Origin of the sequence: Enterobacter asburiae (assembly GCF_008080435.1) — a bacterium.
GTDB classification, from domain to species: domain Bacteria; phylum Pseudomonadota; class Gammaproteobacteria; order Enterobacterales; family Enterobacteriaceae; genus Enterobacter; species Enterobacter asburiae_C.
In genome coordinates, this window is sequence record NZ_VRKN01000018.1 from 19,071 (window position 1) to 38,514 (window position 19,444).

Annotated in this window: 19 protein-coding genes; 5 read left to right on the top strand and 14 right to left on the bottom strand. The window is 57.8% G+C overall.

Features of this window, described 5'->3' with window-relative positions:
- Positions 1-7: 7 nt before the first annotated feature.
- Positions 8-814, top strand: coding sequence for a dienelactone hydrolase family protein (locus FU672_RS21465; protein WP_148244749.1), 807 nt, complete (start codon positions 8-10; stop codon positions 812-814).
- 50 nt (positions 815-864) lie between these two features.
- On the opposite strand, the gene metE is transcribed toward FU672_RS21465, so the two are convergent.
- The gene (gene metE / locus FU672_RS21470; RefSeq protein WP_148244750.1) at positions 865-3,126 is read right to left on the bottom strand and encodes a 5-methyltetrahydropteroyltriglutamate--homocysteine S-methyltransferase; all 2,262 of its coding nucleotides are present in this window, start codon (positions 3,124-3,126) and stop codon (positions 865-867) included.
- 115 nt (positions 3,127-3,241) lie between these two features.
- Between metE and metR the strand changes: the two genes are divergently transcribed.
- Positions 3,242-4,195 (top strand): HTH-type transcriptional regulator MetR, encoded by a 954-nt coding sequence (metR, locus tag FU672_RS21475; protein WP_148244751.1) that lies wholly within the window; start codon positions 3,242-3,244, stop codon positions 4,193-4,195.
- Here metR and FU672_RS21480 read toward each other — a convergent pair.
- From FU672_RS21480 to pldB, 3 genes are all read right to left on the bottom strand, one after another.
- The gene (locus tag FU672_RS21480; protein WP_148244752.1) at positions 4,083-4,982 is read right to left on the bottom strand and encodes a carboxylate/amino acid/amine transporter; all 900 of its coding nucleotides are present in this window, start codon (positions 4,980-4,982) and stop codon (positions 4,083-4,085) included. The genes metR and FU672_RS21480 overlap by 113 nt on opposite strands.
- Before the next feature lie 82 nt (positions 4,983-5,064).
- Positions 5,065-5,865: a sugar/pyridoxal phosphate phosphatase YigL gene (gene yigL, locus FU672_RS21485; protein ID WP_121423318.1), complete on the bottom strand. Its 801-nt coding sequence runs from the start codon at positions 5,863-5,865 to the stop codon at positions 5,065-5,067.
- 31 nt (positions 5,866-5,896) lie between these two features.
- Complete coding sequence (pldB, locus tag FU672_RS21490) at positions 5,897-6,889, bottom strand: lysophospholipase L2 (protein ID WP_148244753.1); 993 nt, start codon at positions 6,887-6,889, stop codon at positions 5,897-5,899.
- 109 nt (positions 6,890-6,998) lie between these two features.
- Here pldB and rhtB point away from each other — a divergent pair, with 109 nt between their 5' ends.
- Positions 6,999-7,619 carry a homoserine/homoserine lactone efflux protein gene (gene rhtB, locus FU672_RS21495; RefSeq protein WP_008501533.1) on the top strand — a complete coding sequence of 207 codons (621 nt, stop codon included), beginning with the start codon at positions 6,999-7,001 and terminating at the stop codon, positions 7,617-7,619.
- Here the strand turns inward: rhtB and rhtC are convergent.
- The 3 genes from rhtC to pldA form a co-directional block, all read right to left on the bottom strand.
- Positions 7,616-8,236, bottom strand: coding sequence for a threonine export protein RhtC (gene rhtC / locus FU672_RS21500; protein ID WP_010426287.1), 621 nt, complete (start codon positions 8,234-8,236; stop codon positions 7,616-7,618). The genes rhtB and rhtC overlap by 4 nt on opposite strands.
- Before the next feature lie 61 nt (positions 8,237-8,297).
- Positions 8,298-10,127 (bottom strand): ATP-dependent DNA helicase RecQ, encoded by a 1,830-nt coding sequence (recQ, locus tag FU672_RS21505; protein ID WP_148244754.1) that lies wholly within the window; start codon positions 10,125-10,127, stop codon positions 8,298-8,300.
- A gap of 90 nt (positions 10,128-10,217) precedes the next feature.
- The gene (pldA, locus tag FU672_RS21510; RefSeq protein ID WP_126331085.1) at positions 10,218-11,087 is read right to left on the bottom strand and encodes a phospholipase A; all 870 of its coding nucleotides are present in this window, start codon (positions 11,085-11,087) and stop codon (positions 10,218-10,220) included.
- A gap of 163 nt (positions 11,088-11,250) precedes the next feature.
- Between pldA and yigI the strand changes: the two genes are divergently transcribed.
- Both yigI and rarD read left to right on the top strand, forming a co-directional pair.
- Positions 11,251-11,718 carry an acyl-CoA thioesterase YigI gene (yigI, locus tag FU672_RS21515; protein WP_008501538.1) on the top strand — a complete coding sequence of 156 codons (468 nt, stop codon included), beginning with the start codon at positions 11,251-11,253 and terminating at the stop codon, positions 11,716-11,718.
- 51 nt (positions 11,719-11,769) lie between these two features.
- Positions 11,770-12,666: an EamA family transporter RarD gene (gene rarD / locus FU672_RS21520; protein ID WP_023333804.1), complete on the top strand. Its 897-nt coding sequence runs from the start codon at positions 11,770-11,772 to the stop codon at positions 12,664-12,666.
- An 84-nt stretch (positions 12,667-12,750) separates the two neighbouring features.
- Here the strand turns inward: rarD and corA are convergent, their stop codons facing one another.
- The 7 genes from corA to dapF form a co-directional block, all read right to left on the bottom strand.
- Positions 12,751-13,701, bottom strand: coding sequence for a magnesium/cobalt transporter CorA (gene corA / locus FU672_RS21525; RefSeq protein ID WP_148244755.1), 951 nt, complete (start codon positions 13,699-13,701; stop codon positions 12,751-12,753).
- A 151-nt stretch (positions 13,702-13,852) separates the two neighbouring features.
- Entirely contained in the window at positions 13,853-14,098 is a 246-nt protein-coding gene (gene ysgD, locus FU672_RS25480) for a YsgD/CorL family protein (RefSeq protein WP_410053336.1), read from the bottom strand.
- Entirely contained in the window at positions 14,059-16,221 is a 2,163-nt protein-coding gene (gene uvrD / locus FU672_RS21530) for a DNA helicase II (RefSeq protein ID WP_148244756.1), read from the bottom strand. The genes ysgD and uvrD overlap by 40 nt, the downstream gene beginning before the upstream one ends.
- 76 nt (positions 16,222-16,297) lie before the next feature.
- Positions 16,298-17,014, bottom strand: coding sequence for a 5-amino-6-(5-phospho-D-ribitylamino)uracil phosphatase YigB (yigB, locus tag FU672_RS21535; protein ID WP_148244757.1), 717 nt, complete (start codon positions 17,012-17,014; stop codon positions 16,298-16,300).
- A complete protein-coding gene (gene xerC / locus FU672_RS21540; RefSeq protein WP_148244758.1) occupies positions 17,014-17,916 on the bottom strand; it encodes a tyrosine recombinase XerC in 903 nt (300 codons plus the stop codon). Before xerC ends, yigB begins: the two co-directional genes overlap by 1 nt.
- Positions 17,913-18,620 carry a DUF484 domain-containing protein gene (locus tag FU672_RS21545; RefSeq protein ID WP_023309626.1) on the bottom strand — a complete coding sequence of 236 codons (708 nt, stop codon included), beginning with the start codon at positions 18,618-18,620 and terminating at the stop codon, positions 17,913-17,915. The genes xerC and FU672_RS21545 overlap by 4 nt, the downstream gene beginning before the upstream one ends.
- Entirely contained in the window at positions 18,617-19,441 is an 825-nt protein-coding gene (gene dapF / locus FU672_RS21550; protein ID WP_148244778.1) for a diaminopimelate epimerase, read from the bottom strand. The genes FU672_RS21545 and dapF overlap by 4 nt, the downstream gene beginning before the upstream one ends.
- Positions 19,442-19,444 lie beyond the last annotated feature (3 nt).

A 19,444-nucleotide genomic window follows, 5' to 3' on the forward strand; every position in this document is an offset into this window, starting at 1 on the left:
GAATGCCATGACTGAAAAAACCGGTTTTGCACCTGCTGCGGCCCCACACGCTTCAACCATCGTGTCGACGCCAGACGCGGCAATTACCGCGGGCGAGACCTCCATTCCCTCGCAGGGGGAGAATATGCCTGCTTATCACGCACGGCCAAAATCGGCAGACGGCCCGCTGCCCATCGTGATTGTGATTCAGGAGATATTTGGTGTTCACGAACACATTCGCGACCTCTGCCGCCGGCTGGCGCTGGAAGGGTATCTGGCCGTTGCGCCAGAACTCTACTTCCGTCAGGGCGATCCGAACGACTACAGCGATATTCCAACATTGCTCAGCAACCTGGTCAGCAAAGTCCCGGACGCGCAGGTTCTGGCCGATCTCGATCACGTCGCCAGCTGGGCGGCGCGCAACGGGGGCGATCCACATCGTCTGCTGGTTACCGGTTTCTGCTGGGGCGGACGCATTAGCTGGCTGTATGCCGCACATAACCCGCAGCTCAAAGCCGCTGCCGCCTGGTACGGCAAACTGGTGGGTGAAAAAACGCTGAATTCACCGAAACATCCCGTCGATATCGCCACTGAGTTAAATGCCCCCGTGTTAGGGCTTTACGGCGGTCAGGACACCGGTATTTCGCTTGATTCGGTAGAGACTATGCGCCATGCGCTCCGTGCGGCAAATGCGAAGGCGGAGATTGTGGTGTATCCGGATGCCGGGCATGCGTTTAACGCCGATTATCGTCCGAGCTATCACGCAGAATCAGCCAAAGATGGCTGGCAGAGAATGCTGGCGTGGTTTAGCCAGTACGGCGGTAAGAAAGCGTAATAACAAAAAGCCCGGTGGCGGCTACGCCTTACCGGGCAAATCCAGCACCACTACGCTTGACGCAAGTTCTGCGCCGCCTTCACCATGTTCGCCAGCGCCGCGCGCGTCTCCGGCCAGCCGCGGGTTTTCAGTCCGCAGTCCGGGTTCACCCACAGGCGCTCTGCCGGAATGCGCTGGGCCGCTTTTTTCAGCAGGGCCTCAATCCACTCCACGCTCGGCACGTTCGGGGAGTGAATGTCGTACACGCCCGGCCCGATTTCATTCGGGTAGTCGAACTCTTCAAACGACTCCAGCAGCTCCATGTCTGAACGCGAGGTCTCGATGGTGATCACGTCGGCATCCAGCGCGGCAATCGAATCCATGATGTCGTTAAATTCGCAGTAACACATGTGGGTGTGGATCTGGGTGTCGTCCTTCGCCACCGCGGCGTTGATGCGGAACGCTTCCACGCCCCACTGCAGGTAGGCATCCCAGTCGCTGCGCCGCAGCGGCAAGCCTTCGCGCAGCGCCGGTTCGTCAATCTGAATAATGCCAATACCTGCGGCTTCGAGATCCGCCACTTCGTCACGCAATGCCAGCGCAATTTGCTTCGCGATGGTTTCACGGGTCACGTCTTCACGCGGGAAGGACCAGCAAAGAATCGTTACCGGACCGGTGAGCATGCCTTTCACTGGCTTGTCCGTCAGAGACTGCGCGTATTTCGCCCACCCCACGGTAATCGCTTCCGGGCGGCTGACGTCACCGATGACCACCGGCGGCTTCACGCAGCGGGAGCCGTAGCTCTGCACCCAGCCGTTCTGGGTAAAGACGAAGCCGTCCAGGTGCTCACCGAAGTATTCCACCATGTCGTTACGCTCGGCCTCTCCGTGCACCAGCACGTCCAGCCCAAGGCGTTCCTGCTCGATAATCGCCTGCTTGATGTGTTCCGCGATGCCGGTGCGGTAGTGATTCGCATCCAGATTGCCCTTTTTGAAGTCCAGACGCAGGCCGCGGATCTCCGTAGTCTGCGGGAAAGAGCCGATAGTCGTTGTTGGCCACGCAGGCAGATTGAAGCGGGCGCGCTGCGCTTCGGCGCGCACCTCATACGGGCTCTGGCGCTGGCTGTCCTGGGCGGTGATGGCCGCCAGACGTTTTTCCACCGCCGGGTTATGCACGCGCGCCGAGCGACGACGCGCCTGGATCGGTGCGCTCCATTCGGTAATCGCCGCCGTGTCGCCGCTGTTCAGCGCATCGCGCAACAACGTCAGCTCTTCACATTTTTGCAAGGCGAAGGCAAACCAGCTTTTCACCTCAGCATCCAGCCGGGTCTCCACGCTCAGATCGATCGGGCTGTGCAGCAGGGAGCAGGACGATGCCACCCACAACTCACGCTTGCCGACGATGCCTTTGATTTGTGCGTATTTCTCGGTGAGATCGGCGCGCCAGACGTTGCGGCCGTTAATCAGTCCGGCAGAGAGCAGCCAGTCCTCTGGCAAACGCTTGTGCAGCTCCGCCACATCATCTTTACCGTGAACGAGGTCAACGTGCAGGCCCTGCACCGGCAGCGCGGTAATGGTCTTCAGGTTCGGCGTCACACCTTCAAAATAGGTCGTCAGCAGGAGTTTTACCTGACCGGTGAGCGCGTCATACGCCGGTTTGAAAGCATCGAGCCAAACCTGGGGCAGCTCAAGAACCAGCGCCGGTTCGTCGATTTGTACCCACTGAATGCCGCGCTTGCCCAGCTCAATCAGCACCTGTTTGTAGACCGGCAGGATATCCTTCAGCAGGCTGAGTCGGTCAAACTGCTCGCCTTTCACTTTGCCCAGCCACAGGTACGTTACCGGTCCGAGCAGCACCGGTTTCACCTGGTGGCCCAGCGCCAGCGCTTCGTCCACCTCATCCAGAAGCTGCGTCCAGGTCAGCCTGAACTGCTGGCCTTTTACGAACTCTGGCACCATATAGTGATAGTTGGTGTTAAACCACTTGGTCATTTCCGCCGCTGCCGCTGGCTCACCCGTTGGCGCGCGGCCACGGCCGATGCGGAACAGGGTATCAATATCTACCGATCCATCTTTGTTCTGATGACGAGCCGGCACGTTGCCAAGTAGCAGGCTGGTCGTCAGAACATGGTCGTACCAGGCGAAATCGCCCACTGGCAGCAGGTCAATGCCCGCCTGTTTTTGCTGCTCCCAGTGACGGGCGCGCAGCTCACGTCCCACCGCCAGCAGTTCTTCACGGGTGGCGTTACCCGCCCAGTAGCTTTCTTGCGCTTTTTTCAGCTCGCGACGCAGGCCAATGCGAGGGAAACCGAGAGTGTGATTGCGGATTGTCATGGTGTACCCCTTGTGAAAATCGTTATTTAGACGTCCAGATGTTTACACATCTATAATTGGCAGGTACTGTATATTCCTCAAGCGCAAAATGTTCATGGCGAAGTGAAGGACTTTCATGATCGAGATAAAACACCTGAAAACGCTACAAGCGTTGCGGAACTGCGGTTCGCTCGCGGCGGCTGCGGCCACGCTGCACCAGACCCAGTCCGCCCTTTCTCACCAGTTCAGCGATCTGGAACAACGCCTCGGCTTCCGTCTTTTTGTGCGTAAGAGCCAGCCGCTACGCTTTACGCCGCAAGGTGAAATTCTTCTTCAGCTGGCGAATCAGGTACTGCCGCAAATCGCCAGCGCGCTGCAGGCGTGTAACGAACCGCAGCAAACCAAGCTGCGTATCGCCATTGAGTGCCACAGCTGTATTCAGTGGCTGACCCCCGCGCTTGAGAACTTCCGTCAGAAGTGGCCGCAGGTGGAGATGGACTTCAAATCCGGCGTGACCTTTGACCCGCAGCCATCTCTGCAGCAGGGCGAGCTGGATCTGGTGATGACCTCGGACATTCTGCCGCGCAGCGGCCTGCACTATTCGCCGATGTTTGATTATGAAGTGCGCCTGGTGCTGGCGCCGGACCATCCGCTGGCGACCAAAACGCGCATCACGCCGGAAGACCTGGCGACAGAAACGCTGCTGATTTATCCGGTTCAGCGCAGTCGTCTGGATATCTGGCGCCACTTCCTGCAGCCTGCCGGCATTAGCCCGCAGCTGAAAAGCGTGGATAACACGCTGCTGCTGATTCAGATGGTGGCGGCCAGAATGGGTATCGCGGCGCTGCCGCACTGGGTGGTGGAGAGTTTTGAACGCCAGGGTCTGGTAGTGACCAAAACCCTGGGTGAAGGACTGTGGAGCCGACTGTACGCCGCCGTGCGCGATGGCGAGCAGCGTCAGCCGATTACGGAGGCGTTTATTCGCTCAGCGCGGAACCACGCGTGCGACCATCTTCCGTTTGTGCGGAGCGCGGAGCGACCCAACGTCGATGGACCCACAGCGAAGCCAGGATCACCGTTCCCCCAATAAGGAAGCTCGGCCAGTGCGGCTGTTGCTGCCAGATGGCGAGGTTGACCAGCAGCCCTGCCGGGACATGCACGTTGTTCATGATCCCCAGCGTACCGGCGTCTACCTGGGTAGCGCCGTAGTTCCACATGAAGTACCCCAGCCCTGACGCCACCACGCCCAGCCAGATCAGAACGCCCCACTGTACAGAGGTAGTCGGCAGCTTTTGCGGGTTACCGAGCATAAACCACGCCGCCACCGCGACAATCGCAGCCCCCATATAAAACCAGGCGAACGCGTTATGCTGCGGCATCGGACGGGTTTCCATCAGGCGTTTGTAGCCCACCATGCCAATGGCGAAACTGATGTTGGCGAGCTGAACGAACATCAGCCCGGTCCAGAAGTGATCGCTGACTTTGTCATAGCGAATAATCGCCGCGCCGATCACCGCCAGTGCCGCGCTCAGCAGGTATCCCCAGCGCAGACGGCGCCTGCTGAGCAGGTCGTAAATCAGCGTGATATAGAGCGGCGTGAGCACGGTGAACAGCAGGAATTCGGAGACAGACAGGTAGACGTAAGCCCGGAAGCTAAACAGATACATGATGCCGAGCTGCATCGCCCCCACCAGCATATACAGCACAATCGTTTTCAGCGATTGCCCGCGCGTACGCAAAAACGGCAGGAACACCAGCGCTGCCAGCCCCACGCGCATCAGCACCGAGAAGTAGCTGTCGACCGAACCGGCAAGGTATTCGCCAATCAGGCTAAAGGAGAAGGCCCACAGGATAGTGGTGATAATGAGTAGCGCCACAATGCTTGTCTCTCAAAAAGAAGGAGAGGCATTGTAGCGAACTCTTTAGTTGACATCTGAGCAATAAACAACCAAATGAAGATTATTCAAGGAACAGTTTGCGCAGATACTTCGGTACCGCGTTGTCTGCGTTGGTGCCGATGACTTCCAGCTCCGGGTGCAAATCCTTCAGACGCTGGTGCGCGTTTTCCATGATGCAGCCCTTGCCCGCCATGGAGAGCATCTCTGCGTCGTTCATGCCGTCACCAAAGGCGATACAGTCTTTCAGCTCGAAGCCCAGACGTTTCGCAACCGCTTCCAGCGCGTGACCTTTGGAGACGCCACCCGCCATCACTTCCAGGCAGGTCAGGGTTGAGAAGCTCACGTTGACGCGATCGCCCCAGCGGGCGTTGATCGCCTGCTCCAGCGGCAGCAATTCCTCATGATTTACACAGGTGAAGAACACCTTACTGATCCCTTCCGGCTCCAGCAGACCCGGCTCGTACAGCGAGTACTGGAATACAGCTTCCTTGAAGAAACGCATCTCTTCCGGGCGGTGGCGGTTCATAAACCAGTCGTCGTCGCGGTAGACGTTGGTGACGATATCCGGGTTATTGTGCACCACGCCAAACAGATCGGCGGCAATATCGCGATCCAGGTTGTGGGTAAAGATCAGGTTACCGTCGGTATCGTGCACGCGCGCACCGTTGGAGGTGATCATGTACGATTTGATCTCAAGATTATCGCGGATCTGCCCGACGTCTACGTGGTGGCGACCGGTGGCAAACACAAAATTTACGCCACGGGCGGTCAGGAGTTTTAAGGTCTCTTTCGCGTAAGGCGACAGGGTGTGGTCGGGGGAAAGCAGCGTGCCATCTAAATCAGATGCAACAACCTGGTACATAGGGATTTCAACCTCTGGTGGAAAACAAGAATCAATTATGCCTGTTGAAAAATTCAACAATGGCGTTGAGCGCGACTGAGCGCATAGCGTCCTTTTCAAAAAGGATCTCATGGTACGCGCCGTTGATGACCAACGGTTTTCCCCCTTCACAAGGGTGGCCGGCGGCAGCGCGGAGTTCGCAAAAACGGTCATGCATGCGGTTATCCACCACACGCTCTTCTTCAGCCTGAATCAGAAGCGTTGGCGTGTCGTCATTGCCGACGCCAGCCAGCACCTGCTCACCGGCAAGGATACCTTCCCGCACCCAGTGATAGGTCGGGCCGCCCACGCGCAGGCGCGGTTCATCGGCATAAAAACGCAGGTTACGACGATAGCGCTGTCGGCTGTGGGTCAGCACGTTCATCGCAAAAGGCAGTGCACGCCAGCGCCCCGTCCCGATGGCATAGCCTTCTCGAATGCGCTGATGGCCCTCAGCCCAGTCAAGAATATGACGCACCATCCAGTCAGGAAAACGCATGACGATGCCATACATCGGCGCGGTGAGCGCAATGGCGTCGCACTGGTGCGCGTGGCGCTGTAAAAACAGCGTTGAAATCGCACCGCCCATAGAGTGCGCCAGAATATAGCGCTTCCGCCAGGGGCCAGGCTCGACCTCCTGCTGCCAGAACGCGGCGAGGTCGTCGACGTAATCACTGAAGTTATCCACGTGGCCGCGATGCGTATCCGATAACAGGCGGCCCGACAGCCCCTGCCCGCGGTGGTCAATAATCAACACATCGAAGCCCAGATGGAACAGGTCATAGGCCAGTTCGGCGTATTTGATATAGCTCTCAATACGCCCGGGGCAGACCACAATGACCCGGTCATTTTTCTTAGCGTGAAAACGCACGAAGCGTACCGGAATATCGCCGACGCCCGTAAACTCATCTTCCTCACGCTGGCGCCAGAAATCGGTCAGCGGCCCCATGGAGAAAGCAGCAAATGCGTTTTCTCGTGTTTCCCAGTCCTTTTTCTGCTGAAACATCGGGTTTCTACTCACCTAAGCCAAGGAATATCGTTTTTTCGTAACCGGTCACAAAATGACTCAACAATAGCGTATTGTGGCATAAAAACAGACGATTCGGGAGTTTCAAATGACCTTCGAGTGGTGGTTCGCTTACCTGCTGACATCCATCATCCTTAGTCTTTCACCGGGCTCGGGCGCCATTAACACCATGACCACCTCTATTAACCATGGCTATCGCGGTGCGGCGGCGTCGATTGCCGGTTTGCAGACCGGGCTGGGCATTCACATTGTCCTGGTCGGGATTGGTCTGGGGACCCTGTTCTCCCGCTCCGTGCTGGCCTTTGAGGTGCTGAAATGGGCCGGGGCAGCGTATCTGATCTGGCTGGGTATCCAGCAGTGGCGCGCGGCGGGCTCCATCAACCTGAATACGCTCGCTCAGACGCAAAACCGCGGCCATCTGTTTAAACGCGCGGTGTTCGTCAACCTGACCAACCCGAAGAGCATTGTGTTCCTCGCCGCACTGTTCCCGCAGTTTATTGTTCCGCATCAGCCCCAGGTGATGCAGTACGTGGTGCTGGGCGCGACCACCATTATCGTCGATATCATCGTGATGATTGGTTACGCGACGCTGGCGCAGCGAATTGCGGCGTGGATTAAAGGGCCTAAGCAGATGAAGGCCCTGAATAAAGTCTTTGGCTCGCTGTTTATGCTGGTTGGCGCGCTGCTTGCGTCAGCGCGTCATGCTTAGCGAGAAATGATGAGATGAATGCCGAAGCCGGCGAACAGTGCGCCGGCGAAGCCGTCAATCCACTTCGCGATACGCTGGTAGCCGCGGCGCATCGCCGGTAAGGCGAACAGGCTGGCCACGATGGTAAACCACGCAAACGTCTCGACGACGATCAGCAGGAAGATACCCCAGCGCGCGCCCGCGCCGACGCTATCGCCGACAAATAGCGAGAACACGGAGCCGAAATAGATAATTGCTTTTGGGTTCGCCAGATTGGTCAGCAGCCCTTTTACAAAGCTGCGGCCGCCCGTTGCCAGCTCCACCTTTGGCTCTTCCGGTTTTTTCTCTTCTTTCTTCAGCGCCCCGCGCAGCATCTGGTAGCCCATCCAGCACAGGTACAGCCCGCCACCGACCATAATGATGTTATGCAGCCAGGCCATCTTCGCCAGGATAAGGTTCAGACCGAGCAGCGCAACGGCCGCCCAGACCATCACGCCCATGGTGATACCGAGCACGCCCATCATCGCCTCTTTGCGGGAGCGGCTGACGGCCGTTTGTGATACGAAGAAAAAGTCTGGGCCGGGGCTCATCAGCGCAACGATGTGCACTAACGCCACGGTGAGAAATAGCATTAACATAATTCGCTCGCGGGGAAATAATTCAGTGAGTCATCATCCTGGCACTTTTTCGCCCGGCTGACTACTCCTCATCATCACCATCGGCGTGAGAGCGGATGAGCGCCATAAACTCTTTACCAAAGCGCTCCAGCTTGCGTGTCCCCACGCCGTTGACGCTGAGCATCTCGCTGGCGCTGAGCGGCATCTGCTCGGCCATCTCAATCAGCGTCGCGTCGTTGAACACCACGTAAGGCGGGATGTTCTCTTCATCGGCAATAGCTTTACGCAGCTTGCGCAGTTTGGCGAACAGCTTGCGGTCGTAGTTACCGCCGTAGGATTTCTGCATCACGCGTGGCTTCAGGGCGATGACGCGCGGCACGGCAAGCTTGAGTTCAACGTCACCGCGCAGTACCGGACGCGCCGCTTCGGTCAGCTGCAGGGCGGAGTGCTGGGCAATGTTCTGCGTGGCGAAGCCCAGATGGATCAGCTGGCGAATGATACTCACCCAGTGTTCGTGGCTCTGCTCCTTGCCAATACCGTAGACAGGCAGCTTGTCATGGCCCATGTCGCGGATACGCTGGTTGTTGGCACCGCGCAGCACCTCCACCACGTAGCCCATCCCAAAGCGTTGATTCACACGGTAAATGGTCGAGAGCGCCTTACGCGCGTCCATCAGGCCATCGTACTGTTTCGGCGGATCCAGGCAGATATCGCAGTTGCCGCACGGCTCCTGGCGCCCTTCACCAAAGTAGTTGAGCAGCACCAGACGGCGGCAGGTTTGTGCTTCGGCAAACGCGCCCATCGCGTTGAGCTTGTGGCGCTCGATATCCTGCAGCTGTCCCTGCGGTTTCTCTTCCAGACAGCGGCGCAGCCACGCCATATCGGCCGGATCGTAAAACAGCATCGCTTCCGCAGGCAGACCGTCACGCCCGGCGCGACCGGTTTCCTGATAGTAGGATTCGATATTGCGGGGAATGTCGAAATGGACCACAAAGCGCACGTTGGGCTTGTTGATCCCCATGCCGAACGCTACCGTCGCGACGACGATTTGCAGGTCGTCACGCTGGAATTTCTCCTGCACGTCGGCGCGGATATGGTTCTCTAACCCGGCGTGATACGCGGCGGCGCTAAAGCCGCGATTTTGCAGACGCGCGGCGGTGTCTTCCACCTTCGCACGGCTATTGCAGTAGATGATGCCGGACTTGCCGCGCTGCTCCTGGACGTAGCGCAGGAGCTGATCCAGCGGCTTGAATTTTTCCATCAGCATGTAGCGGATGTTGGGGCGGTCGAAGCTGCTGACCTGAATATAGGGGTCGTTCAGCCCGAGCAGGCGAACAATATCCTGACGGGTGGTGTCATCTGCCGTGGCGGTAAGCGCCATAAACGGCAGCTCGGGGAAACGCTGACGCAGCTGGCCGAGCGCGGCATATTCCGGGCGGAAATCATGCCCCCACTGGGAAATACAGTGTGCTTCATCCACCGCCAGCAGGACCGGATTCCAGTGCGCGAGATGGTCGAGGAAGTTATCCAGCATCAGGCGTTCCGGCGCGATATACAGCAGGCGGATCTGTCCGGTGCGACACCCGGCCATCACCTCTTGCTGCTGCTCCCGGGTTTGCGTGGAGTTCAGACAGGCTGCCGCCACGCCGTTGGCGAGCAGCTGGTCAACCTGGTCTTTCATCAGGGAAATGAGCGGGGATACTACGACCGTCAGGCCGTTAAGCACCAGCGCGGGCACCTGATAACAAAGTGATTTTCCACCGCCGGTTGGCATCACCACCAGGCAGTCACGGCCTTCCAGCACCGTTTCAATGATGGTTTCCTGGCCAGGGCGGAACTGCTGATAGCCAAAGGTTTCATGCAAAACCTGTTTAGCCAGCGACTCCTGATTCAATACTTCCGCCTGCGCCACGTTAACCCCATATGCCTGAAATGAAACAGGCGCTATTTTCAGCGCCTGAGAGAGAAACTTCAACGTTTAACGCAAAAACATTCGAGCAGCCTAGAGAATATCGTTCAGCATCACGCCCACGCCGATGCGGGTCTGGTTGAAGTTGTAATCGATAAGCGACTCGCCGTAACCGCTGTACACCTGAGTATAGATACGGACATGCTTGGTCATTGGATAGCTTAAGCCCACTTCCGCACCGCCGTAGCCGGTGTTCCAGTTGTACTGGCCTTTGGCGCTGAGCACAGCATCACCTAACTGGTAGCCGACTTTAAGCTGGTAGTAGCCCATATATTTGGTGATGTCCGGGTTGTCATCAGTGCTGCCCACCACATACCACGGCTTCACTTCCACCATCCAGTTACCGTTTTGCGCCATCAGGCGCGTATAGGCACGGTTCCAGCTGCGCGAGGTAGGGTCAGAGCGACCGTTGGAATCGTGGTTAAAGCCCACTTCGACATCACGCAGCGTCCAGCCCGCAAACTCATAATCCGTTGCAAAACCGAGGAACAACTGCGGCTCATAGTTGGTTTCACGGAACGGTGAGGACTCTCCGCTGTTAGAGAGCTGCCACCAGGATTTCTGCGTGTAAGAAGCCCCGAGCACCGAGTTCGGCCCCAGAATACCGCGCCAGAATGGGAAGGCGAGACTGAGCTGGAACTTCACCTCATCTTTACGCGCATTATCAGACCAGTTATAGGAGCTTATCGCCTCTTTGTTGAGATCGCTGGTCTGGGTGTAAATCACATAGTTGGTGTCATACGGATAGAGCGTGAACGGATTGTCATGCTCCTGGAGAAGGTTCGCGATAATACTACCGTGAACGGCAGGTTTATCATGGACCTCTTTGATCGTCGCTTCCTGCGCGTATGCTGTGAGGGGCAGCGCAACCGCCGCCAGTAACCAGGCCAGATACGTCCGCATCGGTGGTGTTCTCCTGCAAAAGAATAAAATTACCTGAATAGTTATGTGGCGAACATTCTACAGACTTCTGCGACAACTGCTGCATCCTCGTTTCTGAAAGTGGAATTCCTTGTTGCCGAGGCATAAAATCAACATTTCATTAACAATAAGGATGTAATGCCTCATGTCAGCCATGCTTACCGCCGAAGAAGTGTTAAAACTCGTGGGCGAGATTTTTGTTTACCATATGCCGTTTAACCGTGCGCTGGGACTGGAGCTGGAGCGTTATGAGAAAGACTTTGCCCAGCTGAGTTTCAACAACCAGCCGATGATGGTGGGTAACTGGGCGCAAAGTATTTTGCACGGTGGCGTGATTGCCTCCGCGCTGGACGTGGCGGCAGGCCTGGTCTGCGTAGGCAGTACGCTGACCCGCCATGACACCATCAACGAAGATGAACTCCGCCAGCGTCTGGCGCGCATGGGCACCATTGATTTGCGCGTCGACTATCTTCGCCCGGGGCGCGGAAATCGCTTTACCTGTACCAGCAGCCTGCTGCGCGCCGGAAATAAAGTTGCCGTGGCACGTGTTGAATTACACAACGAAGAACAGGTGTATATCGCCAGCGCAACCGCCACTTATATGGTGGGTTGAAGCGGCAAAATCGGGTAAAATTAATTCACTTTTTTGTAACGGATTCTCCCGATGGATGCTAAACAGACGCGGCAGGGCGTTTTACTCGCCCTTGCCGCTTATTTTATTTGGGGTATCGCCCCGGCGTATTTCAAACTTATCGCCTACGTTCCGGCCGATGAGATCCTTACTCACCGCGTTATCTGGTCATTCTTCTTTATGATTGCGCTGATGAGCCTCAGCCGTCAGTGGTCGGGCGTCAAAACGCTGTTTAAAACCCCTAAGAAGGTCTTCCTGCTGGCGCTCTCAGCAGTGCTGATTGGCGGCAACTGGCTGCTGTTTATCTGGGCGGTGAATAACCATCACATGCTCGAAGCAAGCCTGGGGTACTTCATTAACCCACTGGTGAACATCGTGCTGGGAATGATTTTCCTCGGTGAGCGCTTCCGCCGGATGCAGTGGGTGGCGGTGATTCTGGCCTTCTGCGGCGTACTGGTGCAGCTCTGGACTTTCGGCTCGCTGCCGATTATTGCCCTCGGTCTGGCGTTCAGCTTTGCGTTCTACGGCCTGGTGCGTAAGAAGATTGCGGTGGAAGCGCAGACGGGGATGCTGTTTGAAACCCTGTGGCTGCTGCCCGTGGCGGCGATTTATCTCTTCGGCATCGCCGACAGCGCCACCAGCCATATGGGCAGCAATCCGTGGTCGCTGAACCTGATGCTGATGGCGGCAGGCGTGGTGACCACCATTCCACTGCTGTGCTTCACCGGTGCAGCGACGCGTCTGCGTCTCTCCACGCTGGGCTTCTTCCAGTACATTGGCCCGACGCTGATGTTCCTGCTGGCAGTGGTGTTTTACGGTGAGGTGCCAGGGGCAGATAAGATGGTGACGTTCGCCTTTATCTGGGTGGCGCTGGCGATTTTCGTCGCAGATGCGATTTATACCCAGCGCAGGGTGCGCAAAGGGCTGTAGTGCCTTTTTGCCGGATGGCGGCTGCGCCTTATCCGGCCTACAAGATCTGTAGGCCCGGTAAGCGCAGCGCCACCGGGCGGATTCTCAAAGCCAGTTACGACGCTTAAAGTACAAATACGGCGCCAGCCCGGCGAGGATCATAAAGATAATCGCCCCCGGGTAACCAAAGCTCCACTTCAGTTCCGGCATAAACTCAAAGTTCATCCCATAGCTGGACGCCACCAGCGTCGGCGGCAGGAACACCACGGAAACCACCGAGAAGATCTTGATGATGCGGTTCTGCTCGATGTTGATAAAGCCCATCGCCGCCTGCATCAGGAAGTTCACCTTCTGGAACAGGGATTCGTTGTGCGGCAGCAGGGATTCGATATCTCGTAAGATCTCCCGCGCCTGCTCCAGCTGACCGCCCGGCAGACGCGCCTTGCGTACCAGGAAGTTCAGCGCGCGCTGGGTATCCATCAGACACAAACGCACTTTCCAGCCGATATCTTCCAGTTCCGCCAGCGTGGAGAGCGCTGCGTCGTACTCATCGCCCTGATGGCCTTCCATGATCACGCGGCTCAGCTTTTCCAGATCGCTGTAGATGTTTTCAATTTCGTCCGCCAGCTGTTCAATTTTGGTCTCGAAAAGATCGAGCAGCAGTTCGTAAGCGTTACCGTCCACCATTGCCTGGCTGCGGGCGCGCATGCGGTAGAGACGGAATGCCGGCAGCTCACGCTCGCGCAGGGTAAACAGACGGCCGTCGCGAATGGTAAACGCCACGGTGGAGTTACCCGCGTGGTCTTCCGCATCTTCAAAAAAGAAGAAGGAGTGAATATGCAGACCGTCTTCGTCTTCAAAAAAACGCGCGGATGCTTCGATGTCTTCCAGTTCCGGGCGGGTTGCCAGGCTTTGCCCCAGCTCAGATTGTACGCGAAGGCGCTCATCGTCGTCCGGCTCGACCAGATCCACCCATACGGCATCAATGAGGGGCTGTGACTCTTCGGCTTCAAGCCGAGTCAGTCGGTTATTTTCGAGTTGAAATGCGCTCAACATGACCGGGACTCCCAATGCAAAAAATATCGGACAGTTCGGTGGGCACACAGAAACAAATTGGGTTTCAGACCATTAAACAGCCTGACTCAGCGCGACGGGAATAATGCAGGTCGCTGACAACCACTAAGGCCATCAGCAAGAGGAGATAGCCTTAGGAGTTGTTCCTGGATGACAGGGAATTGAGCCAGCATCTACTGGGTGTGTCCAAGGCGAATGTCCTCTTAGCGTAATCGTGCGCGCATGTTACGCCAGCTATAACTGTGGCGTCAACACGCAACGGAACGCTGAAGGGCATTAATTGACCTTCAATGTATAAGGCTAGCAGATTATTACAAAATAATGATATTTTTCTGAATGTTAGACTGTTTCCAGCTTCGCATAGGCCGCTACCAGCCATTTGATCCCCTGCCCCTGGAACGCCACCTGCAGGCGGCTGTGCTCGCCGCTGCCTTCCAGATTCACAATGGTGCCTTCGCCAAACTTCGAATGGCGCACGCGCTGGCCCAGCTTGTAGCCGGTGTCAGTTTCAGAAATCGGTGACCCCATGCGCTGATGGCTGACCGGACGGCTGATGCTCGCCCGCAGACGCACCTCTTCCACGCACTCCTCCGGCAGTTCGCCGATAAAGCGCGACGGACGGTGGTAGACCTCTTTACCGTACAGACGGCGGGTTTCGGCGTAGGTTAGCGTCAGCTTTTGCATCGCGCGCGTCACGCCCACGTAGGCCAGACGACGCTCTTCTTCCAGACGGCCGCCTTCATCCAGCGACATCTGGCTCGGGAACATTCCTTCTTCCATGCCGACGATAAACACCTGCGGGAACTCCAGGCCTTTGGCGGAGTGCAGGGTCATCAGCTGAACCGCATCCTGCCAGGTGTCCGCCTGCCCTTCGCCCGCTTCCAGCGCGGCGTGGGAGAGGAACGCCTGCAGCGGCATCAGGTCTTCGTCTTCTTCGTTATAGCTGAACTGGCGCGTTGCCGTCACCAGTTCCTCTAAGTTCTCAATACGGGTCTGGCCCTTCTCGCCTTTCTCCTGCTCGTACATGATGCGCAGGCCGGAGTCTTTAATCACCCGGTCGGTCTGCACGTGCAGCGGCATGTCGGCGGTTTCCTGCGCAAGGGCGTCAATCAGCTCAAGGAAGCGCTGTAATGCGCTGGCGGCGCGTCCGGCGAGCGCTTTTTCCTGTAACAGCTCGCGGCACGCCTGCCACAGCGTCAGCTGGCGATCGCGCGAGGCCTGACGGACGACGTCCAGCGTACGGTCGCCAATACCGCGGGTTGGCGTATTGACCACGCGTTCAAACGCCGCGTCGTCGTTACGGTTCGCAATGAGGCGCAGGTACGACAGCGCATCTTTGATTTCCTGGCGTTCGAAGAAGCGCATACCGCCATAAATGCGGTACGGCATGCTCACCTGCAGCAGCGCCTCTTCCAGCACGCGCGACTGGGCGTTGCTGCGGTAGAGAATGGCGCACTGCTCCAGCGCGCCGCCGTTGTCCTGCCAGGTTTTGATGCGGTTCACCACGAAGCGGGCTTCGTCGAGCTCGTTGAAGGCGCAGTAAATCGAAATCGGTTCGCCGTCGACGCCGTCGGTCCACAGCTTTTTACCCAGACGCCCGTTGTTATTCTCAATGAGGGCGTTGGCCGCGCTCAGGATGTTACTGGTTGAGCGGTAGTTCTGCTCCAGACGGATGGTTTCCGCACCGGGGAAATCGTTGAGGAAGCGCTGGATGTTCTCCACCTGCGCCCCGCGCCAGCCGTAGATCGACTGGTCATCATCGCCCACGATCATCACCTTGCCGGTATCACCTGCCAGCAGGCGGATCCACGCATACTGGATGTTGTTGGTATCCTGGAACTCGTCCACCAGGATATTGGTGAAGCGTTCACGGTAGTGCTGCAGGATGTGCGGCTTATTGAGCCACAGCTCGTGAGCGCGCAGCAGCAGCTCGGCGAAATCCACCAGACCGGCGCGATCGCACGCTTCCTGATAGGCCTTGTAGACGTTCTGCCAGGTCTGCTCGACCGGGTTGCCGAAGCTCTGAATGTGATGCGGGCGCAGCCCCTCGTCCTTCTGACCGTTGATGTACCACATCGCCTGACGCGGCGGCCACTGCTTCTCGTCGAGGTTCATCGCCTTGATCAGGCGCTTCAGCAAGCGGAGCTGGTCTTCGCTGTCGAGGATCTGGAAATCCTGCGGCAGGTTAGCGTCCATATGGTGCGCACGCAGCAGGCGGTGCGCCAGACCGTGGAAGGTGCCAACCCACATGCCGCCCTGGCTGGTGCCCATCAGTTGGGCGATACGGTGGCGCATCTCCGCCGCCGCCTTGTTGGTAAACGTCACCGCCATGATAGAGTACGGGGAGCAGTTCTCCACGCTCTGCAGCCAGGCGATACGGTGAACCAGCACGCGCGTCTTACCACTGCCCGCCCCAGCCAGCACCAGCATGTTGGTGCGCGAGGCGGCAACCGCGTCACGCTGTTTGTCATTAAGGCTGTCGAGCAGGTAAGAAACGTCCATTGGCACCGTCACGTCATGTCGGGCAGGCGAATAGCATTCGCCAAAACCCTGTTAATTTATACAGAACAATTGATGATTATATCAGCGTCGTGAGGGATGCCAACCGCGAAATTTCCACGTGCGGCAGAAGACGGCTGTCCAGCGTGGTCATCAGGTCGGCGTTTTCCGGCTTGATCCAGCAGGCCTGCATGCCGCAGCGGATAGCCCCGGCCACGTCAGTGGTGAGGTCGTCGCCAACGTGCAGGATCTTACCGAGCGGCAGGTTCAGTTTTTCCGCCGCGAGGTGATACATATCGCTGAACGGCTTCGCGCGCCCGTGAGGGCCTGCGCGCAGCACGAATTCAAAGTAATCGCTAAGTCCAAACAGCTCTGGCTGGGCATTGCCATTGGTGATGGCCACCAGCGGCCACTTTTCGGCAAGCTTCGCCAGCGTGTCGTGGGTCTCCTGCGGCACGTCGATACGGCTACGCCATTTGGCGAAGTTTTCCATTGCCGCTTCGGCCCCGATGGCCGCGTCCTGCACGCTCAGGCCCACGTTGAGCATCGCCTGCTCAACCGCACGACGACGCCATTCGGTCACGTCGTGGTAAATGTCCGGCTCGGTCTCACGCAGGGACTGACGCAGCTTCTGAAAGTCCTTGTTCTGTATTGCTTTCAGCGCGGGATGGTAGTTCTGCACAAACGCCAGCGACTCCTGCTCGGTACGCAGGATCACCTCGCGGTTGTCATAAAGGGTGTCATCAAGGTCAAACGTCAGGGCTGAGATCTGACCAAGTGGGCGGTAAAAACGCATTATTTCCCCCGTTTGGCGCGTGGATGCGCCGCGTCATACACCGAGGCAAGGTGTTGGAAGTCTAAGTGGGTATAGATTTGAGTGGTCGACAGATTTGCGTGGCCAAGCAGTTCCTGCACGCCGCGCAGATCGCCGCTCGACTCAAGCATGTGTGTCGCAAAGGAGTGGCGCAGCTTGTGCGGGTGAACATGGCTGTTCAGCCCCTGCTTAATGCCCCACTCTGCAAAGCGCTTCTGCACGTTACGCGCCGAGATCCGTTTGCCGAGTTTCGACAGGAACAGCGCATCCTCTTCGGTGCCAAACAGCCCGCGCAGGTCAAGCCAGTGCTCAATCCAGGAGACCGCATTGCGGCCAATCGGCAGGCGGCGCTCTTTGCTGCCCTTGCCCATCACCCACACTTCACCGGACTCCAGATCGAGGTGTTTGATATCAAGATTAACCAGCTCTGACAGACGCAGCCCCGCACCGTACATCACCTCCAGCATCGCGCGGTCGCGCACGGCGAGCGGATCGTTAAGGTCGATATCCAGCAGGCGGTTTACGTCGTCAACGTCGATATTTTTAGGCAGATGACGCGGGGCTTTTGGCGTGGCGATGCCTTTTGCCGGGTTGGCTTTTAAACCGCCCTGGCTCACCAGCCAGTCGAAGAAACTGCGCAGCGCTGAGAGTCTGAGCGCCAGGCTCGCCGGGCCTAACCCTTTTCTACGGCTACGCACGACAAACCCGCGTACCGTCGCAGCGTCACATTGTTGCCAGCTTTTCAGGCCGATTTCGTCGGCAATCTGCATGATGGCATCAAGCTGACGCTGGTAGTTGAGCAGCGTGATGGGGCTAAGTTGACGCTCCACGCCCAGATAGCGGAGAAAGCGCGAGACGTCAGTGGCGAGCAGTCCGTCCGTCATACGCGCTCAATCCAGCGCTCCAGCAGCTCGGGCAGCATCAGAGCGATCTCCTGCAGCAGGTGCGTGGCTTGCCCCTGCTCATAGTGATGCGCATCGCGGCTGGTAAATAACATGACCCCCAGATCGCCATCGCGCCCCATCAGCGACATCGCCACCGAGCCAATCGCTTTGGCTTCCGGTAATACCACCAGCAGCTCAGGCCCGTTCAACGGCCCCAGATAGTGGTGCTCATGGCCCAGACGCTGAATGCGCAGCGGTTCAAACGCCTGACGGCTGAGAGCCAGATGGGTAAACCCCGACGGCGCGCCAATACGCCAGCGGTCAGGGAACAGACGAATCGTTGCGCCTGCCAGACCCAGCTCGCGGGCCCAGCGGTGGAAACGGCTGAGGAACTCGTCAAGGCTGTGAGCCGACGCCAGACGCGCCTGCAGATGCAGCAGACGATAGAACAGGCTTTCGTTGGTGCTGGCCTGTTCCATCAGCAGCGTCATGTTCTCTTCAAGCTGATTGATGTGGTTGCGCGAGCGCGCCATGTGCCATTCGACCAGCGACACGGTTCCGCGAACCGGATGCGGCACGCGCATCTCTTCGACGACGCGTGCATTGCGAATAAAAAACTCAGGATTGCGCAGCAGATAATCAACAACAGCTCTGTCGTCCAGTTCCGTCACTGTTTCCTGCAGTTCTTCCCCTGGTTGTTTCATAGATGGATAAACCCGTCATAGACATGTGCCGCCGGGCCAGTCATATACAGTGGATGACCCGGTCCTTTCCAGGCGATATCAAGCCGACCGCCCGGTAATTCCACGCGAACCTCTTCTGCCAGTAACCCCTGAGAGATGCCCACGGCCACCGCAGCACAGGCACCGCTTCCGCAGGCCTGAGTCTCGCCCGCGCCTCGCTCGTAAACCCGCAGGCGGATGTGCTCACGCTTCACCACCTGCATAAAACCGATGTTCGCCCGCTCCGGAAAGCGTTCATGGCTTTCCAGTACCGGACCGAGGCTTTCAACCGCGGCGGTGTCAACATCATCAACCTGAATCACACAGTGCGGGTTGCCCATCGAGACGACGCCGCACAATACTGTCTGCTCGGCTGCACGCATAATATAGGTCTTTTCCGCTTTGTTTGCGCGAAACGGCACGACGGAGGGCTCGAAGTTAGGCTCGCCCATGTTCACGCGCACCAGTTCATCATCGGTGACGCTGAGCACCATGCGACCATTGGCGGTGCTGACGCGAATATCACGCTTGTTGGTCAGCCCTTTCAGGCGGACAAAGCGGGCAAAACAGCGCGCGCCGTTGCCGCACTGGTTAACTTCGCTGCCGTCAGCGTTAAAAATACGGTAGTGGAAATCGAGGTCGGGATCGTACGGTGGCTCGACCACCAGCAGCTGATCGAACCCCACGCCCAAGTGCCGATCCGCCAGACGACGGATCAGTTCCGGGGAGAAAAACACATTCTGCGTTACCGCGTCGACGACCATAAAATCGTTGCCAAGGCCATGCATTTTAGAGAACTGCATCAT